Genomic DNA, 16,239 nt, shown 5'->3' with positions numbered 1-16,239 from the left:
AGGACTATGTGGATTGCGCGCGGAAGGTGCGGCCTGCGGAGTAGGAGGTGTCCTGCTGCTGGATGGGGAGGCATCCCCATCGCCCTGCCTGCACCGCTGTGGAACTCTATGGTCAGCTGAACACGCATTGCGGACTTCTCCGGGGGACGAACCATGACTTTTTACGGCGCTGACGTCAGCCAGTTGCGGGCCCTGGCGAAGGCCGCTGACCAGGCTGCATCCTTGTTGTGCAACCGGGCCAGTTCGCTGCACAGCCAGATTCAGGCGGCTCCATGGACGGGCATGGACGGCGAACATTTCCGGCATGAGTGGAGCGGAAGGCACCGCCCCGGGCTGGAGAAGGTCGTCTCCAGCCTGCGTGAGAACTCGAAAATCCTGTTGCAGCACGCGCAGGAGCAGGAGAAGGCGACATCCTCATCGGGCGGCGGTGGCGGCGGTGGCCGCGGTGGTGCCGGCGGCACCGGGGGCTGGGACGCGATCGAGTCGTTGGCGGACCATGCTGAAGACTGGCTGACGGAACAGGCGGCTGCCGCTGCAGCCGCTGCCGAACACCGCAGTGAGCTGGAAACCGGCCTGGAAAAAATGCTTGACGCCAGCCCGGAGGAACAGGCCAAGTGGTGGGACAGCCTGTCAGCAGCGGACCGGACATACCTCACCGAGGGTGAAGGCGACGACGGCCCGTTCGCCGAGGACCTCATGGGCATGGACGGCGGCATCCCCAGGTCCGCGCAGGAGCAGGCCAAGGAGCATCTCCAGGACCTCGCCCGGGCGGACATCCCCGTCTACTCCGAGACCGGCAAGGCATCGATCGAAGCGCGGGTGGCCTGGGTGCATGGCGGCGCCGAGGTGGGCACCAAGGTGGTGGCAGATGCCGATGGCTCCGCCACCATGAAGGTGTACGGAAACATGGGGCTGGGCGTCAATGACACCACTGGAACCGCCGGCGTCACTCTGAACGGGCAAGTGTCCCGGGAGTACACCTTCGGCAGCGTGGAAGAAGCCATGGCGGCCCGCGAGCAGATGTACCGCGACCTCCCGCCGGACACCATTGGAGAGATCAAGGATGTCGCCGGTAATCCACCCGGCTATATCCTGGACACCATCAATGACGCCGCAGGCGACAACGGTTCCACCGGGCAGACGGACAAGGCCAAGGGAACCATTTCGCTGGAGGCCGAGGGGGAAGCCGGAGTTGTGTCAGGCTCCGCAACGCTTGACCTGGCGTACGAGCGGAACCTGACCGACGGCACCTCAACAGCCAGCGGAGAGGTCTCCGCCCTAGGCAGGCTCAACCTGGACGGCCGCGTTTTCGAAGCTTCCGGCGTGGGCGGAGTCCAGGTGAACATGGACAAGGACAGCAACATCGAGTCCGTGTCGGTGTCCTTGGGCGGAACGGTGGCGCAGGGAGCCACCGCGGGCACTGACGTGAAGGCAGCCAAGCTCGAATCCTCAGTCTCCGTGGGGACCCAGGGGACCGTGAAGATCGACGTGGGCTACTCTCCTGAGAATAAGCCCGTGATCGACAGCTACCTGTGGAACGTTGCGCTCGGGAATGACTACGGCGCAGCGCGCGATGCCGCCAGACTGTACGAGGCCGGTTCTGCCACTGTCCAGGTCAACAGTGTGGTGACCGGGTCGAACGAGGCCGGGCTTGACGTCAAACTGGGCGAGGTGGAGGCCAGGACCGCGAGCCGGGCCAGCACCAACGTTTCCACGTACTACAAGGTCCCCAACGACACCAGGCTTGAGCAGTTGTAACAGGGGGGGCCACTACGCAGCCCCGCGTCCAGCCGAGCTACGGAACACCTGCTGAAAGGAGCAAGCATGTCAGTCCACATCGAATCCCCGTTGGGATTCACCGCCGACTTTCCCGAGCACACTCAAGTCCTGGAAGGCTCCACGGCCGGGCCCAACACTGAACAGTACGGATTGCTGGGCGATGTCCTGGTCACCGTCATCAAAGACGACAGCTCTATCCTGGGTGCGCCCCAAGCCAATGGCTGGGCGCACCTTATGTCCAGTTTCTACCGTGAGGAGAGGGCGGGCACCCTCCTCACCGAAGGTGAGCTGAACCTGCCCGGCAAAGCAGCCTATGCCGTGCTGGTGGGCTATAACGACGCCGAGGGGTCGGCAAAGGTGGCAGCCACCGTTGGGGTGTGGGAGAGCGGCCGGTTCATCGGCGTTGTTGTCATCTGGCCCTACGTTAATCCCGACGTAGAGCCCAGGCTCGGCATGCTCAAGGAGATCGTGGCATCCATCAGCGTGGCCTGACGGTGATGGCGGGGCTGGCGGGCGGGGCCCGCAGCGCTGAAAATAGCGCCAAATACAGAGCCGCTGGAATTACCGGCGGCGGTAGCAGAGATCGAAAATAAGCCGCCCGGCCTCGTGGGCCTTGCCCTCAAAGCTGGTCCGGATGCGGCCCTCGAACCGCGGCGCCCAGCCGCCGGTTTCGTCCACGCCCTCGTTGGGCCCGGTGTGTTCGGTGCTGACGGGAGCGCGGCCTTCACGGACCGGGGCTCCGCCCACCACCGATTCCACGCCGGACTGCCACACCTGGGTCAGCGGGCTTTCGGGTCCGCGGCGCTCGCCGGTGTGCAGGTTTTCAAAGTCCTTCGAATCCGCCAGTACGTCGCGAACGTGAACGGCGTAGTTGGACCAGTCCGTGGCAATCCGCCACAGGCCGCCTTTTTTGAGCGCACGCGCGGCAAGGTCTGCGAACTCTGGTTGGATGAGGCGCCGCTTGTGGTGCCGGGACTTGTGCCACGGGTCGGGAAAGAAAACCCACAGTTCACTGACGGAACCCGCTGGCAGCATGCTGGCCAGCACCTCCGGCGCGTTGGCCTCCACCACGCGGACATTGCTTAGCCCGCGGCTGTTGATTTTGATGATGGTGTTCGCGAGTCCGGGAGTGTAGACCTCCACTGCCAGAAAATCGGTGTCCGGATTTTGCTCCGCGGCATGGCAGATGGCGTCACCCAGGCCGGAGCCGATCTCCACGATGAGGGGTGCGTTGCGGCCGAATTCCGCCTCCGCATCGAAGGTGTAGTCCGGGTGGACCGACGTGTTGGCGACGTGCCGGGGAACATTCACAGCCCACCGCTCCGCGTGCAGTTCCCAGGCCGCCTGCCGGCGTCCCTGCAGGCGGGTTCCGCGGCGGACGAAGCTGACGGGCCGGCCGCCGTAGGTGCCGTAGGAAGCTTGCGTGCCGGGAGTAACCGGCCTGGGGACATGCTGCGGCTGGGGGGATTCTGGGGATTCGCTCATCCCTTCCAGAATACCGGCGGCCGGACAGCCTGAATCATAGGTTCCCCAATAGATCCAGTGCAGGTCCCAACGCCAGGGCAAAGACCAGGCCGGCGATGCATAAAGCGAACGCGGCGGACGACCGGCCCGGCGAGGTATCCGGGGAGTTTTTGATGACGGAGATTGCCAGCGCCAGGGAGGGCAAAGCGAACATGAGGGGCAGGCTGAAGAACACCAAAGGTGCCACCCACGGCATGGGAGAGGGGCCCTCGGATGGATAAGTGGCGAGCATGGCAAATGCCGTCAAGGGAGCAGTGACGATCATGCTGGCCAGGGAAAGAACTGCCAGTACCAGGCTGGTGACTGCTTTGCGGGTGTCGGCTGTGTGGGGTTCTTGAGGTGCCGTCTTCTCAGGTGGCTCCTGCTGTGGCGTCCCATGTTCGGGCGGGTGCTCATTCGATGGCAGATACTCCATCCCTCTCCTTTCCTCCCCGGCCGCTGTTCCAAATACAGCCTCTGTTCCAACCTAGGGAGGCAGCAGTGACAGCAGAAGGGTGTACTGCCCCATGTGGATAACTGGGGCGAAAACAACTCCTGCAAGAATGGGCAGGTGACGGAAGCGACGAATGCTGCGGCGAAGAAGCAGCGGCCCCGAGAGCGCTCAGCGACGCTCCAGCAAGGAAACCCGGCCCAGCCCGACAACCTGGTGGACGCCGAAATCGATGAGGTGCCGGCGCCGGAACCAACCCGGGTGGGAAGCCGGAGGGGCCTGGTTTACCTCGGCCTGTGCCTTGTCCTGATCGGCCTCAACCTGCGCACCGTCTTCTCCAGTTTCTCAGCGGTGCTTCCCGAGGTTACCTCGCAGGCCGCACTTCCAGGGTGGGCGGTCGTAGTGCTGACCACTGTCCCGGTAACGCTGTTGGGCGTCTTTGCGCCCCTGGCCCCGGTCCTGGCCCGCCGCTTCGGCGCCGAACGCGTCCTCCTCGGTGCGATGGCGGTTCTCACTGCGGGACTCCTCCTCCGGCCGGCTGAGCTCCCATGGCTCGCAGTTGCGGGTTCACCGGGACCAGCACACCTGCCCGCTCTGCTGGCCGGCACAGCTGCCTGCGGTTCCGCCATCGCCCTGTGCAACGTGCTCCTGCCCGGGCTGGTCAAACGCGACTTCCCGCACCGGCTTGGCCTGATGGGCGGGCTGTACACCACCGCTATCTGTGCCTCGGCCGCCCTGGGAGCCGGCTTCACCTACCCCGTCTACGCGGCGACGGGGGAGTGGACTCTGGCGCTGTGGTTCTGGGCGCTGCCTGCCGCCGTCGTGCTTGTCCTGTTCGTGCCGGTGGCGGCACGGCAGCACCCCGTCCGGTACCAGGCGGTGAGTGAAGGCGTGAACGTCTGGCGTTCGGCGGTCGCATGGCAGGTCACGATCTTTATGGTGCTGCAGGCGATGATGTCCTTCAGCGTATTCGCTTGGCTGGCGCCCATCCTGCGGGAACGAGGTGTGGACGGCGCCACGGCGGGGCTGATCGTGTCCGCGTGCATCGTGCTGCAGATGCTCGGTTCGCTCTTCGCGCCCGCGCTGGCTGCGAGATTCCGCGATCAGCGGGCCATCAACACGGTGGTGGCGCTGATGACCGGCGGCGGCTTCGCACTCAGCGTCTTCGGTCCGCTCGAGCTGATTTGGGTGTGGGCAGGACTCCTGGGGCTGGGCCAGGGAAGCCTCACCGCGGTGGCATTGACCATGATCATGCTGCGCACCCGGGACGGGCATACGGCGGCGCACCTTTCGGGAATGATGCAGGGAGTCGGCTACGGGCTCGGATCAACGGGAACGCTCATGGTGGGCCAACTTCACCAGGCAACCGGATCATTTACAGCCGCCGGTGTCCTCTTCCTCGCCGTGGGCCTGCTCGCGGCGGCGTTCGGCTACCGGGCCGGGCGGAACCGTTTCGTCGGGGACCCCACGTAAGTAGCAGCAGGTGTCGTTATCTCCGCTCATAACGGCGCCTGCTGCTACCTGCTTTGCTACACCAGCTCGTGCGTCAGGTCCTTGCCCTTAGTTTCCGGGCTGGAACAACAGGACGGCGGCCCCGCGGCGGTGACGCGAGCCGGAAAGCCTGCACAGGTGGCCACTATGCTGTGGAGCACGTTCAATAACAACCGATCGGGCCAGAAGCGTGCGCGAGACAACCCTTTCAGCCACCAACCCCCACTCCGGTATCCTGCAGCGGCCGTACCTGTGGGTGACCATCGGTGCCTGCGCGCTCGTGTTCCTGGCCGCGTTCGAATCCCTCGCGGTGACCACCATCATGCCGGTGGTTAGCCGCGAGCTGGACGGTGCCAGCTTTTATGCCCTGGCTTTTGCGGGCCCGCTGGCCACCGGAGTGATCGGCATGGTGGCCGCCGGAAACTGGTCCGACCGCCGTGGCCCTACCGTGCCGCTGTACGCATCCGTGGCCTTGTTTGTAGTGGGCCTGCTCATCGCGGGCACTGCGGGGAGCATGCCCCTGCTGGTGGCGGGCAGGCTGGTGCAGGGATTGGGTGGCGGCGCCCTCACAGTGGCGCTGTACGTACTCGTGGCCCGGATATATCCAGCGCTGCTGCACCCCAGGATCTTCGCTGCATTCTCTGCCGCCTGGGTGATCCCGTCCCTGGTGGGGCCGTTTGCCGCCGGCATTGTGGCGCAGGTGTTCAGCTGGCACTGGGTATTCCTCGGCGTGGTGGGCCTGGTGATTCCTGCGCTGGTGATGATCGTGCCGGTACTGCGGGGCATGCCGCCGGCAAGAAACCAGAGCGCCCAGGAACAAGGCGCCAAAGAAGCATTCGGCGCGCAGCCACCAACTCCATGGGCGCTCGACCGGCTTGCCTGGGCCACCCTGGCAGCGCTCGCGGTGCTGGGACTCAACCTCGCGCGGGAGGTCCGTCTCCCCGGGTTCACCGCCGCGCCGGCACTCCTGGGGGTGGCCGCCGTCGTGATTGCCCTGGTGGCCGTGCGGCCGCTGGTGCCGCGGGGCACGCTGGCCGCCCGGCGCGGCCTGCCCAGCGTGATCCTGGTCCGCGGGCTCGCCTCTGCCGCCTTCTTCGGCGCCGAGGTCTACCTGCCGTACCTGCTGATCGAGCAGTACGGCTTTTCGCCCACCTTTGCCGGCCTCACCCTCACCGGCGGCGCGCTGGCCTGGGCAGGCGCGTCGGCAGTCCAGGGCCGGCTCGGTGCTCGCTTGACCCATCGCCGCGCCGTCCGCATCGGCTCCTTGATGGTCCTTGGCGCAGTGGTCCTCGCCCTGGCCACTACAGCGCTGCACTGGCCCGCCGCCGTCGCAATCGCCGGGTGGATCTTCGCCGGCGGCGGCATGGGCCTGCTCTACCCGCGGCTGAGCGTGATGACCCTGGCGCTGTCCACCAAGGAAAACGAGGGCTTCAACAGCGCCGCCATGTCCATTTCCGACTCATTGGGCGGGGCACTGGCGCTGGCCACCACCGGCATTGTGTTCGCTGCATTCTCGACGACGGCGGAATCCTTCGCGGGCGTCTTCGCACTTGCCGCCGTGGTCGCCGTGGCCGGCGTCGCAGTCGCACCGCGGGTCACCACCAAGTCGGAGCGGGGCGCCTGAAATTATGTGAGCCGGCTGGCGCGGACCACCACATCCGCGATGGTGGCATGCTCGCCCTCCGGCCCGGTCACCGGCCGCTCCCTGCTGGTCTGCACTTCCAGCTGCCATTCGGCGCCGTTGAGCCCCAGCTCCTGAACCAATTGCTCCCCGGTGTAGAACATCCCGTGCGTTGTGTGGCCTCCGCCCCAGGGCGGAAGCCGCTCCGGATGGTGACCCACCACCAGCAAGGTTCCGCCTGGTTTGACCGCCGCCGCGGCCGTTTTCAGAGGCTTTTGCCAGTCAAGCTCCTGGGAGTGCAGGAACTGCGAGGTGACCAGGTCGTACGACTCGTCGGGCTGCCATTGCTCGAGGTCGGCCTGCTGCCAGTGGATCCGGCTGGCGATTGCGCCCTCGGCTGCGTGCACGCTCTCCCGCGCCAGTGCCGCTTTCTCGTGCCCGTGTGCACGGTCAAGTGCGACGGCGGAAACGTCGACGGCGGTGACAGTCCAGCCGTGCTGGGCAAGCCAGATGGCGTCAGCCCCTTCGCCGCAACCCAGGTCCAGCGCATGTCCCGGCCGCAGGCCTCCGGCTTCCCGGACCAGCTGGGGGTTGGGCTTGCCGCTCCAGACCTGGGATTTGCTGCGGTACCGCTCGTCCCAAAGGGAAGCGGCGTCCCTGATCCCCTGACCGCCCACGGGGTCAGCGTCCCCGGAAAGGCCGGGACCGGCGTCGTGCGTTGCCTGGCGGGATTCGAGCGGGTGCGCTTCATGCTGGTGGGACACGTGTTCAGCCATGCCTCAACCTTGCCCCCCGCCGCCGGTGATGGCAACGCCCCAGTTGGGGAGGGGAGGATCGGGGTTGGAAAGGGAAGTGGGCGCGGGATGGTAGACTGGTGGAACTTGATGTGCAGTGATGCCCATGTACCCCTTCATTTAGGGGGCAGGGCTTTTTTCATGTGAGAGGCACATCCTGCGTCGATGAACGCGTTCCATTTGGTCCCGGCCGCCGCTTTGTATAAGCGGCAGCAGGCTGGTTGATCACCTGAATTTTCTTCGGCGAACCCCCTTGGCCAACCGGCGTCGGGGGCCGATATCCGCACGGATACCGCCTGAAAGACCTTTGACTTTGACTACTTTTGCTGCCCTCGGCACGCCCAAAGCCCTTGCCGAAACCCTCACCGCACAGGGAATCACCGAGCCGTTCCCTATCCAGGTGAAGACCCTCCCTGACACGCTGGCAGGACGCGACGTCCTGGGCCGCGGCCGCACCGGCTCCGGCAAGACCATTGCCTTCGCCATCCCGCTTGTAGCACGACTCGCTGAGCGGGAAGCCAAGCACTTCCGCAAGCCAGGCCGCCCCATGGGACTGGTCCTTGCACCCACCCGCGAGCTGGCCACCCAGATCAACGCCACCATTGAGCCGCTGGCCAAGGCTGCCGGCCTGAACACCACCGTGATCTACGGCGGCATCTCCCAGGCACGCCAGGAAAAGGCCCTGCGTGCCGGCGTCGACATCGTCATCGCCTGCCCCGGCCGCCTGGAGGACCTGATCCGCCAGCGCATCCTCACCCTCGAGGCCGTGGAAATCACCGTCCTGGACGAGGCCGACCACATGGCCGACCTCGGCTTCCTGCCCGTGGTGAAGAAGCTCATGGACATGACCCCCAGCCAGGGCCAGCGCCTGCTCTTCTCCGCCACCCTGGACAACGGCGTGGACAAGATCGTCCAGCGCTACCTGTCCAACCCGCTGACCCACTCCGTGGACGATCCGCAGGCAGCGGTCACCACCATGGAGCACCACGTCCTGGTGGTGAATGACCAGACCGTCAAGAAGCAGCTGATCGTGGAACTCGCTTCCGGTGCCGGCCGCCGTGTCCTCTTCATGCGGACCAAGCACCACGCCCGCAAGCTGGCCAAGACCCTCACCGACGCCGGGATCCCCGCCGTCGACCTGCACGGCAACCTGTCGCAGAACGCCCGCGACCGCAACCTCGCCGAGTTCTCCTCCGGCGACGTGCGCGTCCTGGTGGCCACCGACGTCGCGGCCCGCGGCGTGCACGTGGACGACGTCGAACTGGTCATCCACGTTGACCCGCCCACCGAGCACAAGGCATACCTGCACCGTTCAGGCCGGACCGCCCGTGCAGGTTCTGACGGCACCGTAGTCACGCTGACCCTCCCGGAGCAGCAGACCGACGTCAAGAAGCTGATGAAGGCTGCAGGCGTCGAGGTCAACTTCGAGCGCGTTACCGCCAGCTCGCCCATCGTTGCCGAGCTCGTGGGCGCAATGGCCGAGAAGATCGATCCGCGCACCCGCGCTGCATTGCTGGCCAAGAAAGCTGCGCAGCAGGGCGGCGGCACCTCCACCGGTGCCAACGCCGAGCGTAAGCGCGCCCGCCGGCAGGCTGCACCCACCGCCGGTGGACGCGGCGGCCGCGGTGGACGCGGCCGGGTTTCCGCGGAGCCCACGCGTACCGATGTTCCGCGTGCCGAGCGCCGGGCAGCAGCTTTCGAAGGCCGCACCGAAGCCCGGGCAGCATTCGACCGTGTCAGCGAGCAGAACGAGGATCGCGCCGTGGCCGCAGCGGCTGCCCGCCGCAACGCACGTGGCCGCGGCACTGCATCGACCCACCGCAACGACGTCCCCGCGGCAGGTGGCCGTTCATCGGCCGGCCGCGGTTCGGACGGACGCGCAGCAGAGGGCCGGGGCGACTCCCGTATCACCCGCAGTGACGCTCCGCGTGGCGGCACCGGCCGTCCCGCAACTACGGGCGGCCAGCGCAGCGGTCGCCCGGCAACAGGCCAGCGTGCCGCAGCCGGTGCAGGTGCACGGACCGGTGGCGGTTCACGCTCCGCAGGTGCAGGTGCCGCCACCGGCGGCAACAAGGCTGTCTGGTCCTCCAACACCGGTGGAACCTCGGGCGGATCCTACTCCGCAGGCAATGGCGGCGGTTCCGGCCGTCCCGCCCGCAGCGGTCCCCGGCGCGCTTCCGCTCCGGCTTCCAACGAGCGCCGCGGCCGCTAGGGTCACGCGTTTTCGCCACGCAGATTAGCTGGCGATACACAAAATCCCGGGCGCTACGGGTATATCCATAACGCCCGGGATTTTGCGCAGCGCGAACCACCAAGCGCAGCGCGGCCTGAACGCTCACCAGCCGCGGGTGCGCCACTCCTCCAGGTGGGGGCGCTCAGCACCCAGGGTGGTGGGCTTGCCATGGCCCGGATGTACGACGGCGGAGTCCGGGTAGGCATCAAACAACCGCTCGCTGACATCGGTGATCAGCTGGTTGAACCGCTCCGGATCCTTCTGGGTGTTGCCTACGCCGCCGGGGAACAGCGAGTCGCCGGAGAAGATGTGCGTGAATCCCTCAGGGGCTGCATACACAAACGCGGTGGATCCCGGGGTGTGGCCACGCAGGTGGACCGCCGTCAGCTCAAAGCCGTCCACCGCCACCGTGTCCCCATGCTCGAGGTGCCGGTCCACGGCGACAGGCAACGCGTCGGCGTCGTCTGTTCCCGCAGCAGTGGCCGCGCCGCTTACCTCAGCGAGCTCCTTCAACGCCCGGACGTGGTCCCAGTGCTGGTGGGTGGTGGCAATCAGGGCGAGACGGGGTTCGGCGGACGTGTCCGCCGCGGAATCCCGCAGCAGCTGCTGGATGGCCGAGGGGTCGTCCGCAGCATCGATCAGTACCTGCTCGCCGCTGGCTTTGGCGGTCAGCAGATACACGTTGTTGTCCATCTCGCTGACAGAAATCCGGCGGATGGTCAGGGCCTGCAGGTCGTAAAGAAGTGAGTCCATAGGCTTCAGTCTAGGGACGCCTGTTCCCAGCCCTCGTTACTCGCGGCCTTGGGACACCCAGTTGGGATCAGCGGAGCGGGAACCGACGACGGCGTCCGATGCTTCGCCGAGTGCCTCCAGTTGCGCCGGGGTCAGTTCCAGGACCAGGGCGCCCAGGTTTTCGTCGATCCGGTGCCTTTTGCGGGTTCCGGGGATGGGGACGACCGGCAGTCCAAGCCGCTTGCCCTGGGCGAGCAGCCAGGCCAGGGCCACCTGGGCGGGCGTCGCATCAAGCTCGTCCGCCACGGACCGGACCGTGGCTACCACTGCCTTGTTGGCGCTGGCGGCGTCCGGGGCGAAGCGGGGAATCCGGCGTCGGAAGTCATTGTCCCCCAGGCTCGCGGCGTCAACGGTGCCGGTGAGGAATCCCCGGCCCAGCGGCGAGTACGGCACAAAACCCACTCCCAAGGCTGCCGCGGCAGGAACAACGTTGCGTTCCACGTCGCGGCTCCAGATGGACCATTCACTCTGGACCGCTGCAATGGGGTGGACGGCGCTGGCTTCTTCCAGCTCCTGCGCCGTCACTTCCGAGAGCCCCAGGTGCTTGACCTTGCCCTGCTGCACAAGCTCTGCCATGGCCTCCACGGTTTCCACAATCGGAACGCGGAGGTCACGGCGGTGCATGTAGTAGAGGTCGATCACGTCCGTGCCCAGCCGCTGCAGGCTGCGGTCCACGGACTGGCGGACGTTCGCGGCGTCGCCCCGGATGTCCGTGTACCCGCCCGCCGGGGAGCCCACCAGCCCGAACTTGCTGGCCAGCTGGACCTCGTCCCGCCGCTCCTTCAGCAGCCGGGCGATCAGTTCCTCGTTGCTGCCTCCGCCGTAGATATCCGCGGTGTCAATAAAGCTGACACCGGAGTCGACGGCGTGATGCAGCGTCTGGAGCGCATCAACCGGATCAACCTCCCCATAGACCGGTGTGAGCGCCATTCCGCCGAAGCCGAGCGGGCTGACATTGAGGCCGTCGCCGAGCCGGACCGTTGGTGCGGTCATGAAAGTGCTCCCATCCTTGAAGTTATCGAAGCCAACAACCCCGTCCCCGGGGTGCTGTTTTCCGCCAGTCCTAATGCCAGGGGATAATCCGGTCTGCCGCGGGCCGCGTCGCGTGGATCAGCACAGCGTTGGCCTCGTCCGGACCGGTTGCCCAGGCTTTCGCCGCGGCCGGTTCCATCCCGTACGCAACGTGCCTTTCCACCAGGCGGCTCATGCGCAGCGCGTGGGGTGTATCCACAAACCAGACCTCGTCCAGCTGCGCCCTGATGTCCTTCCAGGGCTCCTGCTCCATCAGCAGGTAGTTGCCCTCGGTGATTACCAGCGGCACCTCCGCGGGGATTCTGATGGAGGCTGCCACGGGTTCATCCAGGGTGCGCCGGAACTCGGGGGCGTAAACCACTGGCTCATCCCGGCGCACCAGGCGGCGCAGCAGCGACAGGTAACCGCCGGCGTCGAACGTGTCGATGGCTCCCTTGCGCTGCCGCAGGGGTGTGCCGTCGATGATGGCGTTGCCCAGGTGGAAGCCGTCCATGGGCACCACCACCGCCTGCCCGGGACCGAACTGTTGCTGCAGCCATGCAGCGAAGGTGGACTTTCCGGAGCCCGGTGCGCCCGCGATGCCGAGCAGTGTCCGTCGGCCGCCGTACAGTGTGACGCGCAGTGCAGCGACGGCCTCAGTGATCTCGGGGGAGTCCATGGCAAAAGCCTAGACCGCGCGGCGGCAGGAGATCAGCGGCGGGAAACTCAGCGGGAAGGACAGCTCAGCGGATGGTGGAGGCGGACGGGGCTGCAGGTTCAGGCTCGGGGGAGTCGGCGCCGCCGGGCAGCGCCTTAAGCCCGGCCGCACAGCCGACGATCCCGGCGATGAACAGCACCTTGAGCACGCTGAAGGGTTCCGCGCCGCTGGCCATCGCCCAGCCTACTGTCAGGGCTGCACCGATTCCCACCCATACGGCATAGGCAGTGCCCAGGGGGATGCTGCGGATGGCCACACCCAGACCCAGCATGCTGAGGGCCGCGGTGACCGCGAAAACCAGGGTGGGCATCGGCTCGGCGAAGCCGTCGGACAAGCCAAGGGCTGTGGCCCAGACCGCTTCGAGGACGGCCGAAGCCAGCAGTACCAGCCAGGGAATCGAACGCCGCAGCATCACGCCACCACCTTCAGGCCCACCACGCACACGGCGATGCCGGACAGCAGGAGGAGGCGTGCCGCCGTCGCGCGTTCCACCTTGGTGACGATGGCGTACGCAGAGGTCAGCACTACGCCCACTCCCACCCAAACCGCATAGGCGGTGCCGGTGGGGATGGACTGCATGGCGATTGCCAGGCCGCCGGTGCTGGCAGCCACCGAGCCCAGGAACAGCAATGTGGGGGCGATGCGGCGCCGGCCGGACGCCTGGAAGGCGCGGTGCAAAGCTGCCGCCCACACGGCTTCAAGGGCGCCGGAAAGAATGAGGATTAACCACGGCATGACAGATCCTTTGGCCAGTCTTGTCGCGTGCCGGGTACTGAACCGTCGTCCGGAGGCCCCGCCGCGGAGCCTTGACTTCCAGCGTAGCAACGCTCGACGCCGGACGGCCACCGATGGTGCGGAACCTCACCACCCAAAGTAGGCAGCGCTAAGTTTCGTTATGACCCATCAAAACGGCACTTAGCGCTACCCAGTTGGGCCAGGTAGAGGCTAGAGGGTGCCGCCGGCAGCTTCGGGGGCCGATGCGTCGCGGCCGCTGTCGCCGATGGTTTCCCGGGCGATGAAGTTTTCGATGTCGAACAGGTTGTCCGCACGTTCGGCGATGTTCAGGAGCGTGGTCATGGACGCGACTTCCTCCACCTGCTCCTTCAGGAACCAGAGCATGAACTGCTCGCCCAGCGCGTCATTCTCGCCGCGGGCAGCCCGGAACAGGTCCTCGATGTTGCGGGTGACTTCTTTTTCCTGCTGCAGCGCAAGGGCCAGCGGCTCGGTCACGGAAGTGAAGTCGTTGCGGACCGCCGGAACGCCGGGGATGGTGAAGGGGATGTCCCGGTCCAGCATGTACTGCACCATCATCATGGCGTGGTTCCGTTCCTCCACAGACTGGCGGTAGAAGTAGCGCGCCAGCTGGGGGAGGTCCTGGTTGGCGAACCAGGTGGCCACCGCAATGTACTGCTGCGATGCCGTGAATTCGTTGCCGATCTGGGTGGACAGGAGTGCATTGAAGGATGAAGTGGTCATAGCCCGAGTCTAGGGACGGCCGCCGGGAGTCACCAGTGTGGAAAGCCTCCGCTATCCAAAGGTGAGGCTCTCCTGGCCCGCGCCGGGCCCATCCCCAACCGGGTCGATCGAGACGACCGCCAGGAAGCCGCGGCCCAGGATGTCGGGGGTGTCGACGTCGGAGCCCACCACTGCGTCGTACCGCGCCAGGGTTTCGGGGTCGTTTGTCCCGGTGGCGGCTGTGGCCTGCCCCTGCAGCAGGATCCCCAACTGCCCGTCAAAGAGGGGCTTCGCACGCTTCTTTGAGAGTTCGATGATGGACGTGAAGCCTTTGAAGCTTCCGGTCCGCGTAATGACGTTGAGGTTCCGGATGTCGCCGGTGGGCAGGGAGGCGTGCGTGGTGGCCCCGCCGGCGAAGCGGAACGCCCGGTACTTCTCGAGTGGATGTTCGGCGCCGTCCACGGTGAGCAGCAGGAGTTCGCCGTCGATCACGGTCAGCACCCGTTCCATGCCGGGGAACGGGGAGTAGTCTCCGGCCTTGCTGACGTCCGCGATGCTGACGCGCCAATCCCAGGATCCGTCCTGCGTCGAAGCGGTATTGGGATGGCTGGCGACTTGGCGTGTCACCCCGCCGCCGTTGCGCCAGGGTTGGGGCTTGAGGTCTGCAAAGCGGATGATCTCCATCTGTCCAGCCTAATTGGCCCGCTTACCTCCAGGCCCCAGCCTTCCTGCTAGTCTCCTCCGGGGGGATAACACAAGAGCAGCCTCAAGGAGCCGGGAATGTTTGTTAAAGTGTGTGGTCTCAGTACGCCCGAATCCGTCCGTGAGGCGGTAAACGCCGGCGCGGATGCGGTTGGTTTCGTTCTCACCGCCAGTCCCCGCGTCGTCTCGCCGTCCCAGGTGTCCTCGTTGCTGGCGGAGGTACCTGCGGGAGTCTCGCCCATCGGCGTTTTCCGCCACGAACCGGTGGCCGACGCCGTGGCTATCGCCCGCGCTGCCGGCTTGGAATGGATCCAGCTGCACGGCCCGCGCTCGCGCCAGGACGTAACAACAGTGCACGACGCCGGCATGAACCTGATCAGGGCAGTCACCATGGGTGCCTCGCCGGACGAATTCGAAGACTGGGGCGAGGACCTTCTGCTGATCGACGCCGCGGTGCCCGGCTCGGGCGAGGCGTGGGACTACGTCTCCGTGGCCGCGCTGCCCGCGCTTCAGGGCCGCCACTGGCTGTTGGCCGGCGGGCTTTCCCCGGACAATGTGAGCGGCGCATCCACGGCCGCCCATGCCTGGGGCGTGGACGTCTCTTCCGGCGTAGAGGCATCCCGGGGCGTCAAGGACCTGGCCAAGGTGCGCGCCTTCGTGCAGGCGGCAAAGAGCACTGCTTCCCCGGTTTAGCAGCCGATTCAGGGGCGGGTCAGGGAAAGCCCCCATCCTTTTGGTCAGACCCCCGGGGCACAATGGATGAATGAAGACACTGCTCAACATCATCTGGCTGGTTTTCGGGGGATTCTGGCTTGCGCTGGGCTATTTCGTGGCCGGCGTTATCTGCTGCCTGCTGATTGTCACCATCCCGTGGGGCATCGCCTCGTTCAGGATTGCGGAGTACACCCTGTGGCCGTTCGGCCGGACGGTGGTGGACAAGCCCGGCGGCACGGGGGTGTTTTCGCTGCTGGGCAACGTGATCTGGCTGCTGGTGGCGGGCATTTGGATCGCCATCGGCCACGTGGTGACTGCCTTTGCCATGGCGGTTACCATCATCGGCATCCCGCTGGCCATCGCCAACCTGAAGCTCATCCCGGTATCCCTGATGCCCTTGGGCAAGCAGATCGTGCCCACCAACACGCCTTTCATCACCGCCTACAGGTAAGCAGGCTTTTTCGTTCCGCGGGACAATGCAGCGGCCGGGAAGCCCGGGCGGGAAACTGCCGGTCAGCTGGCCTGTTCTTCCGGCCGAAGTGCCCGCAGGACGCAGAACTCGTTGCCGTCCGGATCCGCCAGCACCACCCAGGTGACGTCCGTGCCCTGGCCGACAGAAACGCGTGTGGCGCCAAGACCTTCAAGCCTTGCAACCTCGGCATCCCGGTCCGCGGGCCGCAGGTCCAGGTGAAGCCTGTTCTTGACCTCCTTGCGCTCGGGCACCTTGAGGAACAGCAGGTCCGGGGACACCCCGTGCCCGGGGCTGCCGGCCGGCGGCTCGAGCACAATCTCGTCGTCCGCCTCGTAGGTCCGGCGCCACCCCAGCGCCTTCTCCCAGAAGTCCGCAGGCACTTTCGGATCGGTCGAATCGATGCAGAGGGACTGGATGCGCAGGGTCATCCGAGCAGTCTTGCATTCGTTGACGACGCCGGTAAAGGGTCAGCTGCCAGGCACTGAAGCGGCAAACGCACGATC

General features: G+C 66.3%; 18 protein-coding genes and 1 riboswitch. Of the genes, 7 read left to right on the top strand and 11 right to left on the bottom strand.

Going from position 1 to position 16,239, the window contains the following annotated elements; translation table 11 throughout:
• Nucleotides 1–153: 153 nt before the first annotated feature.
• Nucleotides 154–1,758 carry a fimbrial protein gene (locus M1E07_RS18515; RefSeq protein WP_461188080.1) on the top strand — a complete coding sequence of 535 codons (1,605 nt, stop codon included), beginning with the start codon at nt 154–156 and terminating at the stop codon, nt 1,756–1,758.
• Between the two features lie 66 nt (nt 1,759–1,824).
• A complete protein-coding gene (locus M1E07_RS18510) occupies nt 1,825–2,271 on the top strand; it encodes a hypothetical protein (protein ID WP_461188079.1) in 447 nt (148 codons plus the stop codon).
• 69 nt (nt 2,272–2,340) lie between these two features.
• Here M1E07_RS18510 and trmB read toward each other — a convergent pair whose 3' ends face one another.
• Both trmB and M1E07_RS18500 read right to left on the bottom strand, forming a co-directional pair.
• Nucleotides 2,341–3,264: a tRNA (guanosine(46)-N7)-methyltransferase TrmB gene (gene trmB, locus M1E07_RS18505; protein WP_461188078.1), complete on the bottom strand. Its 924-nt coding sequence runs from the start codon at nt 3,262–3,264 to the stop codon at nt 2,341–2,343.
• Nucleotides 3,265–3,298: 34 nt separating this feature from the next.
• Nucleotides 3,299–3,718 (bottom strand): hypothetical protein, encoded by a 420-nt coding sequence (locus M1E07_RS18500; RefSeq protein WP_461188077.1) that lies wholly within the window; start codon nt 3,716–3,718, stop codon nt 3,299–3,301.
• A gap of 135 nt (nt 3,719–3,853) precedes the next feature.
• Between M1E07_RS18500 and M1E07_RS18495 the strand changes: the two genes are divergently transcribed.
• Both M1E07_RS18495 and M1E07_RS18490 read left to right on the top strand, forming a co-directional pair.
• Complete coding sequence (locus tag M1E07_RS18495; RefSeq protein ID WP_461188076.1) at nt 3,854–5,206, top strand: MFS transporter; 1,353 nt, start codon at nt 3,854–3,856, stop codon at nt 5,204–5,206.
• A gap of 208 nt (nt 5,207–5,414) precedes the next feature.
• On the top strand, nt 5,415–6,848 hold the full coding sequence (locus M1E07_RS18490) for an MFS transporter (protein ID WP_461188075.1): 1,434 nt from the start codon (nt 5,415–5,417) through the stop codon (nt 6,846–6,848).
• Between the two features lie 2 nt (nt 6,849–6,850).
• On the opposite strand, the gene M1E07_RS18485 is transcribed toward M1E07_RS18490, so the two are convergent.
• Nucleotides 6,851–7,621 (bottom strand): SAM-dependent methyltransferase, encoded by a 771-nt coding sequence (locus M1E07_RS18485; RefSeq protein ID WP_461188074.1) that lies wholly within the window; start codon nt 7,619–7,621, stop codon nt 6,851–6,853.
• Nucleotides 7,622–7,952: 331 nt separating this feature from the next.
• On the opposite strand from M1E07_RS18485, the gene M1E07_RS18480 reads away from it, so the two are divergent.
• Nucleotides 7,953–9,851, top strand: a complete 1,899-nt coding sequence (locus M1E07_RS18480) for a DEAD/DEAH box helicase (RefSeq protein WP_461188073.1) — start codon at nt 7,953–7,955, stop codon at nt 9,849–9,851.
• A 123-nt stretch (nt 9,852–9,974) separates the two neighbouring features.
• Here the strand turns inward: M1E07_RS18480 and M1E07_RS18475 are convergent, their stop codons facing one another.
• The 7 genes from M1E07_RS18475 to M1E07_RS18445 form a co-directional block, all read right to left on the bottom strand.
• Entirely contained in the window at nt 9,975–10,625 is a 651-nt protein-coding gene (locus tag M1E07_RS18475) for an MBL fold metallo-hydrolase (protein ID WP_461188072.1), read from the bottom strand.
• 36 nt (nt 10,626–10,661) lie between these two features.
• Nucleotides 10,662–11,657 (bottom strand): aldo/keto reductase, encoded by a 996-nt coding sequence (locus tag M1E07_RS18470; protein WP_461188071.1) that lies wholly within the window; start codon nt 11,655–11,657, stop codon nt 10,662–10,664.
• Between the two features lie 70 nt (nt 11,658–11,727).
• Complete coding sequence (locus M1E07_RS18465) at nt 11,728–12,354, bottom strand: nucleoside/nucleotide kinase family protein (RefSeq protein ID WP_461188070.1); 627 nt, start codon at nt 12,352–12,354, stop codon at nt 11,728–11,730.
• Nucleotides 12,355–12,418: 64 nt separating this feature from the next.
• Nucleotides 12,419–12,805 carry a DMT family transporter gene (locus tag M1E07_RS18460; RefSeq protein ID WP_461190437.1) on the bottom strand — a complete coding sequence of 129 codons (387 nt, stop codon included), beginning with the start codon at nt 12,803–12,805 and terminating at the stop codon, nt 12,419–12,421.
• Entirely contained in the window at nt 12,805–13,128 is a 324-nt protein-coding gene (locus M1E07_RS18455) for a DMT family transporter (RefSeq protein ID WP_461188069.1), read from the bottom strand. Before M1E07_RS18455 ends, M1E07_RS18460 begins: the two co-directional genes overlap by 1 nt.
• Nucleotides 13,129–13,137: 9 nt before the next feature.
• Nucleotides 13,138–13,203, bottom strand: a riboswitch (guanidine-III (ykkC-III) riboswitch).
• A 135-nt stretch (nt 13,204–13,338) separates the two neighbouring features.
• Entirely contained in the window at nt 13,339–13,869 is a 531-nt protein-coding gene (locus tag M1E07_RS18450; protein ID WP_461188068.1) for a ferritin, read from the bottom strand.
• Nucleotides 13,870–13,920: 51 nt separating this feature from the next.
• On the bottom strand, nt 13,921–14,532 hold the full coding sequence (locus M1E07_RS18445) for a HutD/Ves family protein (protein WP_461188067.1): 612 nt from the start codon (nt 14,530–14,532) through the stop codon (nt 13,921–13,923).
• A gap of 96 nt (nt 14,533–14,628) precedes the next feature.
• Between M1E07_RS18445 and M1E07_RS18440 the strand changes: the two genes are divergently transcribed.
• Both M1E07_RS18440 and M1E07_RS18435 read left to right on the top strand, forming a co-directional pair.
• Nucleotides 14,629–15,243, top strand: a complete 615-nt coding sequence (locus M1E07_RS18440) for a phosphoribosylanthranilate isomerase (RefSeq protein ID WP_461188066.1) — start codon at nt 14,629–14,631, stop codon at nt 15,241–15,243.
• A gap of 70 nt (nt 15,244–15,313) precedes the next feature.
• Nucleotides 15,314–15,715 carry a YccF domain-containing protein gene (locus M1E07_RS18435; protein WP_461188065.1) on the top strand — a complete coding sequence of 134 codons (402 nt, stop codon included), beginning with the start codon at nt 15,314–15,316 and terminating at the stop codon, nt 15,713–15,715.
• Nucleotides 15,716–15,777: 62 nt separating this feature from the next.
• Here the strand turns inward: M1E07_RS18435 and M1E07_RS18430 are convergent, their stop codons facing one another.
• The gene (locus M1E07_RS18430) at nt 15,778–16,164 is read right to left on the bottom strand and encodes a VOC family protein (protein WP_461188064.1); all 387 of its coding nucleotides are present in this window, start codon (nt 16,162–16,164) and stop codon (nt 15,778–15,780) included.
• Between the last annotated feature and the right edge of the window lie 75 nt (nt 16,165–16,239).

This window comes from Arthrobacter sp. Z4-13, assembly GCF_054792705.1.
Note: the sequence above shows the minus strand (reverse complement) of the source record. Positions and strands in the feature narration are given on the sequence as shown.